General features: G+C 49.4%; 13 protein-coding genes. 6 read left to right on the plus strand and 7 right to left on the minus strand.

All coding sequences use genetic code 11. The annotated features are described in order from the left end of the window. Nucleotides 1-273 precede the first annotated feature (273 nt). The 5 genes from mobC to G7Y51_RS04885 are packed head-to-tail and all read left to right on the plus strand — an operon-like array spanning nt 274 to nt 3,523. Complete coding sequence (gene mobC / locus G7Y51_RS04865; protein ID WP_165175250.1) at nt 274-624, plus strand: plasmid mobilization relaxosome protein MobC; 351 nt, start codon at nt 274-276, stop codon at nt 622-624. After that, nucleotides 618-1,832: a relaxase/mobilization nuclease domain-containing protein gene (locus G7Y51_RS04870; protein ID WP_165175251.1), complete on the plus strand. Its 1,215-nt coding sequence runs from the start codon at nt 618-620 to the stop codon at nt 1,830-1,832. Before mobC ends, G7Y51_RS04870 begins: the two co-directional genes overlap by 7 nt. A gap of 10 nt (nt 1,833-1,842) precedes the next feature. Next, entirely contained in the window at nt 1,843-2,214 is a 372-nt protein-coding gene (locus G7Y51_RS04875; RefSeq protein ID WP_165175252.1) for a hypothetical protein, read from the plus strand. A 2-nt stretch (nt 2,215-2,216) separates the two neighbouring features. Further along, nucleotides 2,217-2,921 carry a protein mobD gene (locus G7Y51_RS04880; RefSeq protein WP_165175253.1) on the plus strand — a complete coding sequence of 235 codons (705 nt, stop codon included), beginning with the start codon at nt 2,217-2,219 and terminating at the stop codon, nt 2,919-2,921. Next, nucleotides 2,918-3,523 (plus strand): hypothetical protein, encoded by a 606-nt coding sequence (locus tag G7Y51_RS04885; protein ID WP_165175254.1) that lies wholly within the window; start codon nt 2,918-2,920, stop codon nt 3,521-3,523. The genes G7Y51_RS04880 and G7Y51_RS04885 overlap by 4 nt, the downstream gene beginning before the upstream one ends. A gap of 289 nt (nt 3,524-3,812) precedes the next feature. Here the strand turns inward: G7Y51_RS04885 and G7Y51_RS04890 are convergent, their stop codons facing one another. The 5 genes from G7Y51_RS04890 to G7Y51_RS04910 form a co-directional block, all read right to left on the minus strand. Further along, entirely contained in the window at nt 3,813-4,364 is a 552-nt protein-coding gene (locus G7Y51_RS04890; protein WP_165175255.1) for a type II toxin-antitoxin system VapC family toxin, read from the minus strand. Then, nucleotides 4,354-4,710 (minus strand): STAS-like domain-containing protein, encoded by a 357-nt coding sequence (locus G7Y51_RS04895; protein ID WP_165175256.1) that lies wholly within the window; start codon nt 4,708-4,710, stop codon nt 4,354-4,356. Before G7Y51_RS04895 ends, G7Y51_RS04890 begins: the two co-directional genes overlap by 11 nt. Nucleotides 4,711-4,728: 18 nt before the next feature. After that, nucleotides 4,729-5,595 (minus strand): ATP-binding protein, encoded by an 867-nt coding sequence (locus G7Y51_RS04900; protein WP_165175257.1) that lies wholly within the window; start codon nt 5,593-5,595, stop codon nt 4,729-4,731. A gap of 208 nt (nt 5,596-5,803) precedes the next feature. Then, nucleotides 5,804-6,049 carry an HNH endonuclease family protein gene (locus G7Y51_RS04905; protein ID WP_165175258.1) on the minus strand — a complete coding sequence of 82 codons (246 nt, stop codon included), beginning with the start codon at nt 6,047-6,049 and terminating at the stop codon, nt 5,804-5,806. 85 nt (nt 6,050-6,134) lie between these two features. Further along, nucleotides 6,135-10,934, minus strand: coding sequence for a type ISP restriction/modification enzyme (locus tag G7Y51_RS04910; RefSeq protein ID WP_165175259.1), 4,800 nt, complete (start codon nt 10,932-10,934; stop codon nt 6,135-6,137). Nucleotides 10,935-11,303: 369 nt separating this feature from the next. Here G7Y51_RS04910 and G7Y51_RS04915 point away from each other — a divergent pair, with 369 nt between their 5' ends. Next, nucleotides 11,304-11,828 (plus strand): hypothetical protein, encoded by a 525-nt coding sequence (locus G7Y51_RS04915; protein ID WP_165175260.1) that lies wholly within the window; start codon nt 11,304-11,306, stop codon nt 11,826-11,828. A gap of 190 nt (nt 11,829-12,018) precedes the next feature. On the opposite strand, the gene G7Y51_RS04920 is transcribed toward G7Y51_RS04915, so the two are convergent. Continuing rightward, a complete protein-coding gene (locus tag G7Y51_RS04920; protein ID WP_165175261.1) occupies nt 12,019-12,672 on the minus strand; it encodes a hypothetical protein in 654 nt (217 codons plus the stop codon). A gap of 374 nt (nt 12,673-13,046) precedes the next feature. Further along, nucleotides 13,047-13,445, minus strand: a complete 399-nt coding sequence (locus tag G7Y51_RS13700) for a hypothetical protein (RefSeq protein ID WP_241160136.1) — start codon at nt 13,443-13,445, stop codon at nt 13,047-13,049. Nucleotides 13,446-14,007 lie beyond the last annotated feature (562 nt).

Consider the following 14,007-nt stretch of genomic DNA (forward strand, 5'->3'; position numbering starts at 1 on the left):
CCGCCTTCTTACGAGCCGGATGTTTATCTGGAGCCGTCGCTATACCCGCCAGCGACACACCGGATACGACTGCGCTTCACGCCCGATACGCACTCGCCGCATTCCTGATGCCCGCACCATGCGTCTTTGTTTTTGCGCGGATGCCTGTTCATTTGTCCGTCATTGTCTCCGAGGGCCAGCTTACGTTTCGTCTATACGCTGCGCGTATAGCCTCACGGCTGGCGAGGGGCAAAGCCCCTTCGAACCCCAAAAGGCAAAAAGGCAGGAAAGGCAATGAGGCGCGTCAAGCCCGTGCGCAACGCCGCTGTCATCGTGCGCGTGTTCCCGGAGGAGCGCGACATCCTCCGCTTCAACGCGGGAGTGCATGGCATGAGCATGTCGGAGTACATCCGCCAGACCTGCCTTGGCATCCGCCTGCGAAAAACGCCGGAAGAGAAACGGCGGTTGCGGGAACTGGCCCGCATCGGCGCGAACATCAACCAGCTCGCGAGATGGGCCAACACCTATAAGCGGGCAACGGAAGCCGTGGAGGTATTGACGGCGCTGGCAGGCATCGAACGGCGCATCGCCGAGTTCGCATCATGCGCTTCAGCGGAAAATGAACCGGAGGCCGGGCCATGCTGATGAAAGTTTTTCCGCACGGCACAGGAGAAGGCGACAAGCCCAGCCGCTATCTTGTGTGCCCGGACTATCCGGGGAGAGACACAGCCCCGCCTCAGGTGCTGCGCGGCGATCCCGCCATGACCCGCGCGCTTGTCGACAGCATAGAGCGGCGATGGAAATTCACCTCCGGCGTTCTGTCGTGGCATCCTGATGAGAAGATCAGCGAGGCACAGGAAGAGGAAGTCATGGACGCCTTTGAGCGCGTGGCCTTCGCCGGACTGGAAGCGGATCAGCGCAATATCCTCTGGGTGCGGCATACCCATGCCGGGCATCACGAGCTGCATTTTCTGATTCCGCGACTGGAGCTTTCCAGCGGCAAGGATTTCAACGCCTGCCCTCCCGGCTGGCAAAAAGACTTTGCTGTCTTCCGCGACCTGTTCAACTGGCGCGAAGGCTGGGCGCGGCCAGATGATCCGGCACGGGCGCGGGACGAGCTTCCGAAAAAGGCCGACCTGTTCAAGGCGCGAATGGCGCGATGGGGCAAGGAAATCCGGGAAAGCGACCGCGACAGGGCAAAGGAAGTCATTCATACCTTTCTCAAGGAGAAAGTAACGCGGGGACTTGTCCGGAACCGGGAAGATGTTCTGAACGCTCTGAAGGAACAGGGACTGCGCATCAACCGCGAAGGCAGGGACTACATCAGCGTCATCGCCCCGGACAGCGGCATGAAGATGCGCTTCAGGGGAGGTTTTTACGCCAGAGGCTGGACGCCCAAAGCCGCCCCGAAGGAAAAATCCGAAGAAAAGAAGCAGGAAACGGCGCGGCGCATGGTCGCCCGTCTGCAACCGGCTTTTGAGCGCGTCATTGAAAAACGCGCCGCCTGCAACATCAAACGCTATCCGGCAAAATGGAATCAGCTCCCCCGCGAGGAAGCCCTCCTTTTGCCCCAACTCCAGGAGGATACCATTCATGACCGAAACAGAACGGATGCTGATACAGAGCCTGAAACGGATGGAGGAGAACTGCAATGCCCGGCTGACGGCCTTCAGCACGAGGATCGACGTACTGGAGGACAAACAGATGCTGCTTCAGACGGAACTTCGCACGTTGAAGAGATTGTTCACCGATGTCAGCGAAGTGTACAGCAGCTTGCAGACCTTGTTGGCGACCTTGAAAAACGGCGCATAGAGCGGGAACGCCAGAGCCGACCGCGCAGACGGATGAGATAGGGGGAAACGCATGGGAAAGTTCAAACGTATTCCGGTGAAAGACATCAATGCCATGCGGAAAATCCTGGACGACTTGCCGGACAAGAATCTCGGCAAGACGCGGGAGGAAGCCGCAGACCTGCTCAACGCCCATATCCTGAAAGCTCTTGAAAAGGGATACACGGTGAAGGAACTGGCGGACATCATGGCCCAGGGCAACGTGGTCATTCCCGCGCCCGTCATCCGGGCAAAGGTGCTTCCCGCGAAGGCGGCTCCGCGAAAACGCGAGCCCAGGCCCCGGCCTGAAACCGCGAAACCCGTCGCGGCTCCTCCCGTCACGTCCCACGCACAGGAAGAAAGCCCGGCCTACTATACGCCGGACATACCCGATACGGAGCTTTGATCATGAACATTCAAACAAGCGTGTTCTATGTTGGCGGCAGCAAGGGCGGCGTCGGCAAGAGTCTCTTTTCCTTCGCCCTCGTGGATTATCTGCTCAACAGGGACGCGAACATCCTGCTTGTGGATACCGATACCGACAACCCGGACGTATTCAAGGCGCACAAGGAGCTTGCCCTGCCGAACCTGCTCTGCCGTCTGAACAGTCTGGACGATGCCGACGGCTGGGCGGAGCTGCTGGACACTGTGCAGAACTATCCGGATCATGCCGTGGTCATCAATGCCGCAGCCCGCACCAAAACCAGCACGGCCAGTTATGGCGACATCATGAAGGAAGCCCTGCGGGAAATGCGGCGGGAACTGGTTGTTTTCTGGATAATCAACCGGCACCGTGATTCCATAGAGCTTTTGCATTCCTTTCAGGAAGTGTTTACGGACGTGCCCATCCACGTCTGCCGGAACCTGTATTTCGGTGAAGCGCGGCGTTTTGATATGTATAACAGCTCCAAAGCGCGGGAAGTGGTGGAAAAGAACGGCATGACGCTGGACTTTCCGACGGTGGCCGGTCGCGTGGCCGACTGGCTGTATTCCAGACGTATGTCCATCCGCGCCGCCCATCCTGAAATGCCCTTCGGCACACGGGCGGAATTGCAGCGTTGGCGGACATTGTGCGCGAAAATGTTTGATTCCGTCATGGGAGAAGCGTCATGAGCATGGATAGCGTGATCGATCTCGGCAAGGCGTGCGGCAGGAAATTGTCCGAAACGGAAACGGCCCGTCTGCGTGAGGTCGGCAACAGCTTGAATCTCAGGGAGGACGACGCGCTCTGGCCGCTGCTGGCCGCGATGGAATATCAGCGCGTCTACTATGAGGCGTTGCCGGAGAAAATCGCCGCTGCCTCCAAAACCATCATGGACGGCATGGCCGCTGCCGCCGAAAAGGAGACTGCCGCCGCGCAAGCCCGGCTCACCGACAGCGTGGTGCAGGAGGCACAAAACCTTGCTTCCAAGATTCAATACGCCAGACTGGCGCCGATGGGACTGCTTGCCCTGATTTGCCTGCTGGCCTACGGCAGCCTGATGCTCTGGGCGGGCTTTCGTATCGAGACGGGGCGGGATATTCCCTTGGCGGCGGTTCTGCACATGCCATCCGGCTGGCTCATCAGCGGGCTGTGTCTCGCGGCGGGGATGTTTTGTGGAGGCGTGGCCGCAACGGAGTTTGCCGAGGGGGAAACGGGGTGGTGGAAGAAAGGGATAATGGCTTTTGGATTTACGATGGCTGGTGCAATGCTTTGCGTAAAATTGATATGCTGACTGGTTGTTGTAACCTTGGTTTACTTTCTTGTCTTTGGAGTCTTAAGCTCTGGACTGACTTCTGTATCGCTTCTGGCAATCTCTACTACCTGTCGCTCTTTTGAATATGCCGTTTGCTATCCTGATCAGGGGATTAAGCTTCGTTGCTGGTACCTATCTTTTTGTAATTACAGCAATGATTTTTGTTGATGAGGATGATGCTTAGAAAAATATTTGTACAGTGATATTTTTATTTATATTCATTAAAATGCTGTTATTTATGTTGATTATATGTCAAATATCATGTTTATTATGGGCAAGCGTTCAGTAGTGTTGGATTTGTTGTTAAGATTTCAATACCGCCATACTGAAAATCACTGTCATTTGTCATCAATTTAAAATTTAACTGTTTACAAATATCAACCAAAACAGCGTCGTTAAAGTCAATATTTCCCATTACAAACTCATTGAGAGATTGTTGTAAATTCAGGGCATTTGCTGCAAGGTCGTGAACCTGGCAAGACTGTAAAATTTTTTGTGCAAACACTTTCATGGACGCGGCAACTTGCGTGAAGTCTGTTGATTTTCTGAAGTTTTTGAAGTCACGATATTTTGTTTGATAACAGCCCTGCCATTCTATTCTTATATATCGATTTAAATATTCACTTAGTACTATTGGAGAAAGTACTGGTTGCGCTTTTGCTTTAATGAGTCTTGCAAAAGCTGTAGAATAATGAGAGACAAACTTCTTTGGATAACCCGCAGGAGCTGGGAAAAGATAAAGCCAGATATTCGTATCTAGAAGAATCTTTTCGCCAGATCTGAAGACATATGAAGACAAGTCATATGCTTTATTTTTCATGAGTATATTCCTCTTGCCACGCATCATCATAGGACTTTTTATTGGCATAGTAGTTTTTTGCATTTTCGATAACGCGTTTGAGTAATTCCCTATCATCAGGGGAAAGTCCTTCTACTTTCAGCTGCTTCCGGATCATTTCTTCCTTTAGGCAGCCATAGAGTTGCCCAATCGCCACATTGAGAAAGAGAGATATAAGCATATTTATTCTGTCGAAGGAAATTGTAATGAGTTTCCCCTCAGATATGCCTTGTCTTATTCTGTTAAAGACTTTTTGACCGTCCTCCGCTGATATACCAAGAGGGCTGTTTATAATTTCTGCTACCTGAATTGTTTCCTGCGTCGTCATGATTAGCTCCCTGTCTCATCAAAAAATGTCTTCATTTGTCAATTCAGATTGCAAGCAATAACTGCTTGTGTCTGCTGTATTGATTTCAATGTTTATACAAGTTCCGGAAAAATCGAGCTGCATATCCTGAATAGATTCTTCTATTGCAGAGAAAGTATAATAGCCGGATTGCGAGACAATATGAATTATTCCTTTGTTTATATTGATAAAGTCTTTAATAAGCTTTAGACCAAGGCCGCCGGGTTGATTTCCCGTTTTGGTAGTATTACCTTCCTGCAGGGCCCATTGAATGGCATCACAGGCAGAAATTTGAGTCCGTGTATATCTTCGTACATTTTCAGGAATACCAATTCCAGCATCCGCAATGGTAAAATCCAAACGCTGTTTATTCGGGTAGTATTGTCCGCAGACAAATATCCCGGATTTTGACTCTGAATGGAGGACTGCATTCAGAAAAAGTTCTAACAGACTTTGTCGAAAGCGTTTTGCCAGTGCTAACGACATATCAGGAATACCTTTTCCCTGCATATAGTTTGTAATATATTCATGAAACAGTTCTTCTGTATCCTTAAATATTCTGAATGGCAATGTTGTTTGGTAGCTGTCTGTCTGCTCAGCTCTATTAAAGTGCGTCAAGAATCTGTTTTTCCGAAGAATGTTGCTGATGGCTCCCGGTACATTTTCTATGGTAACGTCATTATTAGCGTCACGAAGCCGTGAGATAACCGCATACAGCGGCGCTGACATATTCGCTTCAAAAAACTGGCATGAGGAAAAGTCCAGCGTTATGGATTCCTGCCGGATTTCTTTTGCTTTGACTGCAATATCCGCAATTGCTTTAAATCCGGCAGAGTCGCTTCTTATCGTGCCAAGGTCTATCTTCACGGGAGCAACATTTCCTCTTTTGGCGTATAATGTCTTATCAATTCTGACAGTTCACGTATGTTCTCTCTGTCGCTATGCTAACACACTTGAGGAATAGGGGCAAATCGGTGAAATTTCCCGACTTGCCTAGTTTTTTTGCCTACTTGTTGAGTTTGTTATAATTGGTGGCTCGATCTAACAGTAGACTTATACATTAAATACAAATTTATTAACTCCTTCTATTATAAAGGATTTCTGCTAGTTTGTCCGTACGTTTGTTGATATCTTCTTCTGTCCAATCTTTTTTATCTTTATATTCTTCAAGGAATTTTATAACACTCTGATATCTTGATTCTTGATACGCCCTCATTTTAGATGCAAATTCTTTGTTTCCAATATTTGAATTCAGCTCTATTCCAAGTGGTAATAAATTCCCTAATTTAGCGACACAGGCTAGCTTAGCCGATATTGGCATGATATGTTCAATTTATTCCCAAACCTTTTAATAGCAGTTGCAATTGAGACGCTAAAACCAGTCATAATTACCTCTCAATATATGCTCACCAGGCACAACCAGGCAACTTCTTTATAATTTTCACCGTCTCCAGGCTGACCGTGATCACGCTCAGGAGCAAGTCCAGAATATACCTTGGGTTGCCCTGTTCTTCGGTCCAGTCGTTGGGATCGTTGGTGATGCCGCTGGCCTTGTCGGTTTTGATCTGGTAGCGTTCCATGATCCATTCAATGGCGGAACGTCCATTGATCACATAGTCGTAGGCTTCCGGCGGGATATGGGAGATGGTGATCCACGGGTTGTATTCAATCGTCGATTTGTCTCCCTTGCGGGGGAAGCGCATTTTTTCCACGCGGAAATTGCCGTTTTCCGCGCCTTGTACCTGCACGGTCGGGCAGGGAGGTTGGGTTTCATAGTTCAGGTGCAAATCGGCCAGGGCGCGCCCCGCCTTGCTGAATGCCCAGAAATCCGCAGGCTTTTCCAGCAGCGGCAAGCGCGGCAGCATCTTTTTCAAGTCCGCCGCAAAGGTGCGGCGGTAGTCCGGCGAATGCAGCAAGCCATAGACATAATAGAAAATGTCTTCCTTTGTTACCTTGGGGCCGTAGCTTGCCCGGCAGCGATCCAGTATAAAGCTTGTAATACCGTCTTTGCGCGTGTATTCCTCGTTTCCTGCATCAAAGAGTGTAGGATGGAAACTCTTTTTCTTTTCGTAATAATAGAGGGGGAAACATTGAGAATCACCATTTATATGCAAATCAGGAATACTTTTGAGAACTAACGGCAGTTCATTTTTGTTTGCAGGAATACAAATAACAAGATTTTTTGTTTCCGGCGTGGGAAAGAGTTTGGGCACTTGGTAAACTCTTTCATTCAGTTCCCGATTAAAATAGACATGTTCCCTATTAAATGGACGATATAAGCCAATACGGCAATCTTTTTCCACAAAGTTTATTTTCTGTTTTTTGGAAAAAGATATTTGCATATTTGCAGACCAACTTATCCTTGTAGCATCAAGACGGGGTTTTTCTTCGCCGGATTCCACCATCTCATTATAATAATCAATGGTCTCCTGAATATTCTTCTGTAGCTTTATCTTTGAAAAGTTGTAGCACCATGCATCACGTTGCGTTTTCAGTCCATTGGAATAATACGGTACAAAAAAGGTCTGTTTATTGTCCTTGTTCTCCTTGTCTCCCAGCGGAATAAAGGTACTGAACACATCATTGCGCTGATTGAGCCAGTCGCCATGCGTATTGGGGCAAAGATGCGTCCAGTTCATGGCGGGATTGAGGATGCTGCGCTTTTTGGCAATGATGGCAAGCTTTTCTTCCCGGCTCAGGTAATCGCCGATGTCGTGATACTGAATGACGGCCTTGCCCTGGTGTCCGGGCTTTTTGACCAGCACAGTGATGGCAATGGGCGTGCGGCTGCCAAGGCCAAAGACATTGCCGGATTCCTTACGCCGCAATTCTCCCGACGTGCGGCAGTTTCCGCGCAAATTGAAGACATAGATGGCGCTGAACTCCGCTTCCAGCGTTTTACGGAAGCCGTCCATTGCATTGCCGTCCAGCCAATACCCATTGGAAACAAAGGCAATGATGCCGCCGTGCTGTTTGTCCAGCCTGTCCGATGCCCAGCGAAACGCCTTGATATAAGAATCATACAGCGAATTTTTGTTATTGGCACTTGACCGCGCGGCATAGGTCGTTTCAATCCGCCGTTCCAGCTTCGGGTAGGACTGATTCCGCGCGTCGTCGTTGGCGGATTTCTGCCCAACGGAATAGGGCGGGTTGCCGATGATGACCTGAATGGGCGTATTCCGCTGGGCCTGCACACGTTCGGAATTTTGCGGCAGGGACGGAGCGTACAAAGCCTGCTGGTCGTCGGCTTCGCCAAGCTGGAAGGTATCCGTCAGACAGATGCCGTTGAAGGGCGTGTAGGCTGTGGCTTCTCCCCGCGCGGCATGCCAGGCGTTTTCAATGTTGATCGACGCGATATAGTAGGCCAGCAACACAATTTCATTGGCGTGCAGCTCCGCCGCGTATTTGCGGGGCAGGGCCTCCGGCGCGACAAGGCCGCTCTGGATCAGGCGGGCAATGAAGGTTCCCGTGCCAGTGAAGGGATCGAGAATGTGAACATTCTCATCTGAGAGCGTGCGTCCGAAGGCCGCCTGAAGCACGTCGGCCACGGAACGGTTGATAAAATCAACAATCTCAACGGGCGTATAGACGATGCCCAGCTTTTCCACGGTCAGGGGAAAAGCGGTGCGGAAGAATTTGTCATACAGCTCAACAATGATGCGCTGCCGGCCCTCGGCATTGTCGATGCCGGAAACACGCATTTTCACGGATTCATAAAAACGCGAGAGGACAACGGTATCCTTTTCCAGGGCCTGCGCTTCCAGCAGATCGATCATGCCTTGCAGGGCCTGTGAAACGGGATTGTTGCGCACAAAGGAATAATCCTCAAACAGGGCTTCAAAGACCGGTCTGGTGATCATGTGCTGGGCCAGCATTTCCACCACTTCGCCGGATGTGACGGAAGGATTGATGTTTTTGCGCAAGCCTCCAAGAAAATCCTCAAAGGCTGTCTTGTGCGGGCCGGGCGCCGCAATCAGGCGATTGATGCGCTCCATATAGCCCTGAGCGATTTTGGCCACGTCCGCCGCCCACTGCTCCCAATAACGCCTGTTGCCCACTTTCTGCACCATGCGGGCATAAATGGTATTTTGCAGCTCCTGTATTTGCGGCAGGGGAAGCTGCACCGGCCTTGCTTTGCCGTCTCCCCGCGCGCTTCTCTCGCCAGTGTCGTCACCGGAGCCATCGGCAATGCCGCCCACCAGAACGGAACCACCTTCCGCAGGCTTGTGGTGATTGAGCTCAATCTTGTTGACTGTGGCGCTGAAGCGATCATCATGGGCGCGCAGGGCGTTCAGCACTGTCCAGACCACGGCAAAGCGTCTGTTGTCGTTCAGGGCTTCTTCCGGCGTCACCTGGGAAGGAATCAGCACCGGAATAATGATGTAGCCGAACTTCTTGCCCGGCGCCGTCCGCATGACGCGCCCCACGGACTGCACCACGTCAATCTGGGAATTGCGGGCCGAAAGGAAGAGCACCGCGTCCAGCGAAGGCACGTCCACGCCTTCGGAAAGACAGCGCACATTGGTCAGGATGCGACATTCATTGCCGTCGGCAGGCGCGGCATTGAGCCAGGCCAGTTTTTCGTCGCGGGTTGTGGCGGGCATGGTTCCGTCCACATGATCCGCGGCAACGCGGACCATTTCCGCCCGTTCCTCCCGCGTCAGGCTCTCGTAATAGCTTTCCTTGAAGCCATTGAAGACCGCGCTGATTTTTTTGGAAATTTTGATGCTCTGGCAAAAGGCGACCGCCTTGCGCATGGGGGAGGGATCCGACGCTTTCAGCAGGCCCTCATCAATGAGCATACGCTTTGAGAGCGCGTTGATGCATCCCACAAGCTTGCTGGCGTCGTCGGTGTCAATTTCCTTGCCGCCGTCCGCCACGGCGGCTTGCAGGGCGGCGGGAATCTGGCTTTCACTGAGCGTCAGCACCAGCACCTTGTAATCCGCCAGCAGATTTTTATCGACCGCTTCACCGAAGCCGATGCGGAAGACCTCCGGCCCGTACATGGCTGCATCATCCATTGAACACAGATACGCGTCGGCATCCTGCGCCCTTTTTTTGCTTTCCTCGGCATAGAGACGCGGCGTTGCCGTCATGTACAGGCGTTTTTTGGCCCGGATAAAGCTGTTGTCATGCACTTTCACAAAGGCGGATTCATCTTCATCCTTCAGGGTGACGCCGGTTGTGCGGTGCGCCTCGTCGCAGATAATCAGGTCAAAGTCCCGCTGAAATTCCTTTTGGGCCTGGGCGACAACCTCAATGGACTGATAGGTGGAGAACACCACGACCAGACCATCCTTGTGGAACTTTGCGGCCAGCCTGAACTGCCGGACAATGTCCGTCACCCGCGTGGATGCGGGAAAGGCCAGATCCGTGACGCTGGAGCCGTCCGTGTCGTCGTCGTTCTTTTTCCTGCTCTTGCTGACTTCCGGATCAGAACAGATGCAGATGGGAAAGATCGGGGCGGAACTTTCCGCTGTCCATTCCCGAAGCGTCTGCCCCACCAGCGCAATGGACGGGGCCAGAAACAGCACCAGGCCCGCGCCGCCGGTTTCGTTCTCCGCAATTTTCAGGGAAGTGAAGGTCTTGCCCGTGCCGCAGGCCATGATCAGCCGGCCGCGATCCCCGGTCTGAAAATGCGCGTGAAAAGCGGCAATGGCTGCCTGCTGATGCGGGCGCGGCTGCTTTTTGCCCTGCCGGGCCCGCAAACCGTGGATGCCTCGCTCCAGCGCGGCCCAATCCACGGGCGCGCTCTCCAGATCGGCAAGACTGATGCGCTGTACCGGCGGTTCCTGGTGGCGGATGGCGTTTTCCGCCTCGCCGCCCCATTTGTTTGTGGTGGAGATCCAGAGCCTGAGCGCAAAAGAGGTCGGCCGGCGCTCATCGTTGACAAACCGCCTGCTGGACGTGGCCAGAAAACTGTCCACAGCGGGCTTGTCAATGCGGGCCTGTTCATCATAGCACTTGCACTGAATGGCCCAAAAATCGCCCTCCACCGTCTGGGCAACAAGATCAATGCCCGTATCCCTGCCGCCAAGGTTTTCTTTGTACGGAAATTCCCGCCAGAGCCAGACATGCCGGAATGTGCCCGCATACCACGGGACTGTCTGCAAAAATGCCTGCATCAGGCGCTCAAAACGGTCGCCCTTGTCCCGCTCGGAAAAGGAAACGGCGCGGTATCTGGCGAGAACGTCGCGGAAGGTCATGGGGGGACTCCTGCAAGAAGGAGAAGAGGGCGTCAGCTTACTCTGGAACGGCCAAAAAGAAAATCGGAAAATGAGAAGGAATTGCGGGAACTTTGAGATGCCGCCATGTCATACATATCCGGCCACCTGCCGCACGCGAGTAACCATTTTCTGTCCGCTTTCAGGGAAAGAAGCGTCCGCTCTTGTAAAGCAAAATTATCAATACTATGCCCAACTATGTCAAAATATGCATTTTTCCACATTGTCATCCGGTTGCCAGTGGAAAAGGATTCTGGTATTTGATCTGGAAAGAAGAGAATGATATGGTAAAATTTGAAGCTGAATCGCTTTATCCTTTGAACCACGCAAAGCTGACAAACTGATAAAGCTATGAAACCTTTCGACATGAAACAGGTATCAAATGCTTTTGCCAAGGGGCTTGATGCGGTCAAAGAAGCTGCAGAAAGTCAATATGATAGTGATATTACAGATCAGGAAATAAATGAATATTTTGATTTTATAGCGTATATTGACGGTCGTTATTATTATAATAATAATGTAAACTTTATGCTCATCAATTTACTTAAAACAATTGCCCTCGGGAAAGGCCCTGCTCAACTATTAACCAATGATCCTGCCAGTGCCGCAGGATTAGGAGTATTATTTACAACGCTTGAATCAAAAATTATTCCTTTTATAGGAACAGATAGTTTCGTTCATGTTATGAAAAATTTCATTGACTGTGTTTTTTCAGACATGAGAGATAAGTTATATTGGCATCCTGAACTTATCCGAAATATCAGTATGCGGGATTATCTAATAAGGCTGAATCATAGTATCAGGGTAAAAATAAAAAAACGTATTCAAATAAATGCTGATCTTTGTGAACATCTGGCTAAAATATCAAGAGCGTAACTAAATAATGTTTTAGAGCATCTTTCTTTTGAAACGCCCGCTCCGGCGCTTGACGGCGCAAGTAAATTTCGCCTGCGCCTCTCTCTACTGTCGTCATCCGTAAGGCGGCACAGCCGCCAACGGCTGGCGCGCGCGGCGAGCATGGCTTTGCCCTGCCAGAGCGTTGAGCTGATTTCATGAGCAAAACGCTCTAAATTTTTCCTTTAAGAAATTTAAGAGCTAACTGAACTATTTTTGCACCGCCAGAAATTCGTTTTTGTATATTTGTGTCGGATTCCATTTTTTGAGCGATTAACGAAAATATATCAATGACAATATGAGCAGATTTTAAATCTGGATAGTCATATGGTTCATTATTTAAGGCAAGATCAATGCTTTTTAATAGCAATAAGCCTTTCTCAAGTTTTTCTGTATCCATATCATAGAATTGTTTTGCAAATTCACAAGCATATCCTATGAGTTCAAGAAAATCAGAGACTTTAAGTTTATCATAATTTTCTTTATAGAGTTGACTATTTGAATCAAAGGCAGATTCTCTTCCATAAATTTTACGAATAGAGACAGAGGAGAAAGATCTTTCAGCAAAATATTCAGAAATTGATATTTTTAGGCATTTTATATTATTTGCAAGATCTATATCCGTAATCGTATGAATATTCTTAATAACAGCTAATCGTGGCTTAATAGATATTCGAAAGAGTTCTGATGTCCGCTTCTTTATGTCTGGAAATAAAAAAGCTTTTTGTAATATTAGAATTTTTTCTTCACGCGGATGGTATGACTTATCAGTTAATATATCAAAAAGTATTTTATTTTTGTCTTGTGTGTCACTATTAATACTCATAATAATTCTCCAAAGATGCTGAATTAATTACAATAGTATTAACTAAATAATGTTTTACTGTCATCCAGAGTTCCATTCACATGAAATCTGGAAAAAGAGCCATCGCCAAGTCAACCCTGTGCAGACTTCGTGAAACAATGACCGACTTTCGGCGGAATCTGGCAAAGCAGTGACTCTGGCGACAATTGTTCCTTTCTATGCGGACTTGTGCCACCTTTCCCCTGAAGAAAATCGTTTTCGGCTCTCTCCAGAGGATAGACCTTCCACTTGTCCGTACAGTAAAACCAGACTTCCACTTTTTCAATCGCTCCATCAATCTGTGGAGGGTAGCCTGATCACGCCCTCCACATTCCCGGTCGATGAGTTGACCGGTATCACGACAACAGGTTTTCCAGAGCCAAAGCTTGTTTTTTTGATTTCAGAAAATACCACATTTCATCAAGTTCAACAATGATGGCCTCAGCAGGTTCAGTCTTTTCATAAACAGGTTCCGCAAAATTTCGTACCCAACGTAAAACAGCGGGGGGTGAAACATGAAAAATCCGGGCAATGGCAGTCAGGGACAGACCCATGCTATACAGCGTGACAGCAAGTTTTTTTTCACACTTGCCGGGCGGCCATATGAAGTGGTGCGAGTAAATTGAAATCCACAATTCTTGCAGCGATACCGTTGTTTTCCCAGAATCTTTCCGCTTCGATATACCGTGCTGGCATGGCACTTGGGGCAGTCGGGCTTTGCTTCCATGCGCTCCTCTTTTGGAGGGATATAACATATTTGCATCATATTGTTAATACTCTCCAATTTTATAATGGTAAAGCTTGTGTTTTGCATATCACCTGTGCATGAATAAAAAACCAATATGCCTCAGATGCGCTACCAAGGAAGTCATAAAATCCGGACATGTCAAGAGTAAGCGACGTTTTAAATGTAAGAAATGTAATTTTCAGTTTACCCGTGTTAATCCGCGGGCGTATCCCACTGAACCAAAAGCCAGGGTCATGAGCTTTATGGTTTATCCATACGTGGCCGTAGCCAAACTTCAAAAATTGTCCTTTCTTAAGCTCTACACCAATATCTTTATCCAGATAGATCCAGTGAAAAGCAGCTCCTTCCAGCCAGTTTCATGCCCTCCAAAGAAAATTTTTTTGGCGTAAGCAAAGCCATATTTTTATGGGGTATCCTGTGGGGTATTAAAAGCCTTATTTTCTAAATTATTATAATAAATAAAGTGGTTATCATTATAATTCAAGCTGTCTGACGACAGCTCGCATCCTGCCAAAGGCTTCGCCTCTGGACTCCGGCAGAGCGTTCGGCGCTTCGCTTCTCACGCTCTC

The organism is Desulfovibrio sp. ZJ369 (genome assembly GCF_011039085.1).
In the GTDB taxonomy this organism is placed as follows: Bacteria; Desulfobacterota; Desulfovibrionia; order Desulfovibrionales; family Desulfovibrionaceae; genus Desulfovibrio.

Bases quoted from the DNA above. Each gene is read 5' to 3' on its own strand.
- mobC (WP_165175250.1), top strand. From the start codon at position 274: ATGAGGCGCGTCAAGCCCGTGCGCAACGCCGCTGTCATCGTGCGCGTG.
- G7Y51_RS04870 (WP_165175251.1), top strand. From the start codon at position 618: ATGCTGATGAAAGTTTTTCCGCACGGCACAGGAGAAGGCGACAAGCCC.
- G7Y51_RS04875 (WP_165175252.1), top strand. From the start codon at position 1,843: ATGGGAAAGTTCAAACGTATTCCGGTGAAAGACATCAATGCCATGCGG.
- G7Y51_RS04880 (WP_165175253.1), top strand. From the start codon at position 2,217: ATGAACATTCAAACAAGCGTGTTCTATGTTGGCGGCAGCAAGGGCGGC.
- G7Y51_RS04885 (WP_165175254.1), top strand. From the start codon at position 2,918: ATGAGCATGGATAGCGTGATCGATCTCGGCAAGGCGTGCGGCAGGAAA.
- G7Y51_RS04890 (WP_165175255.1), bottom strand. From the start codon at position 4,364: ATGAAAAATAAAGCATATGACTTGTCTTCATATGTCTTCAGATCTGGC.
- G7Y51_RS04895 (WP_165175256.1), bottom strand. From the start codon at position 4,710: ATGACGACGCAGGAAACAATTCAGGTAGCAGAAATTATAAACAGCCCT.
- G7Y51_RS04905 (WP_165175258.1), bottom strand. From the start codon at position 6,049: ATGCCAATATCGGCTAAGCTAGCCTGTGTCGCTAAATTAGGGAATTTA.
- G7Y51_RS04910 (WP_165175259.1), bottom strand. From the start codon at position 10,934: ATGACCTTCCGCGACGTTCTCGCCAGATACCGCGCCGTTTCCTTTTCC.
- G7Y51_RS04915 (WP_165175260.1), top strand. From the start codon at position 11,304: ATGAAACCTTTCGACATGAAACAGGTATCAAATGCTTTTGCCAAGGGG.
- G7Y51_RS04920 (WP_165175261.1), bottom strand. From the start codon at position 12,672: ATGAGTATTAATAGTGACACACAAGACAAAAATAAAATACTTTTTGAT.
- G7Y51_RS13700 (WP_241160136.1), bottom strand. From the start codon at position 13,445: ATGTTATATCCCTCCAAAAGAGGAGCGCATGGAAGCAAAGCCCGACTG.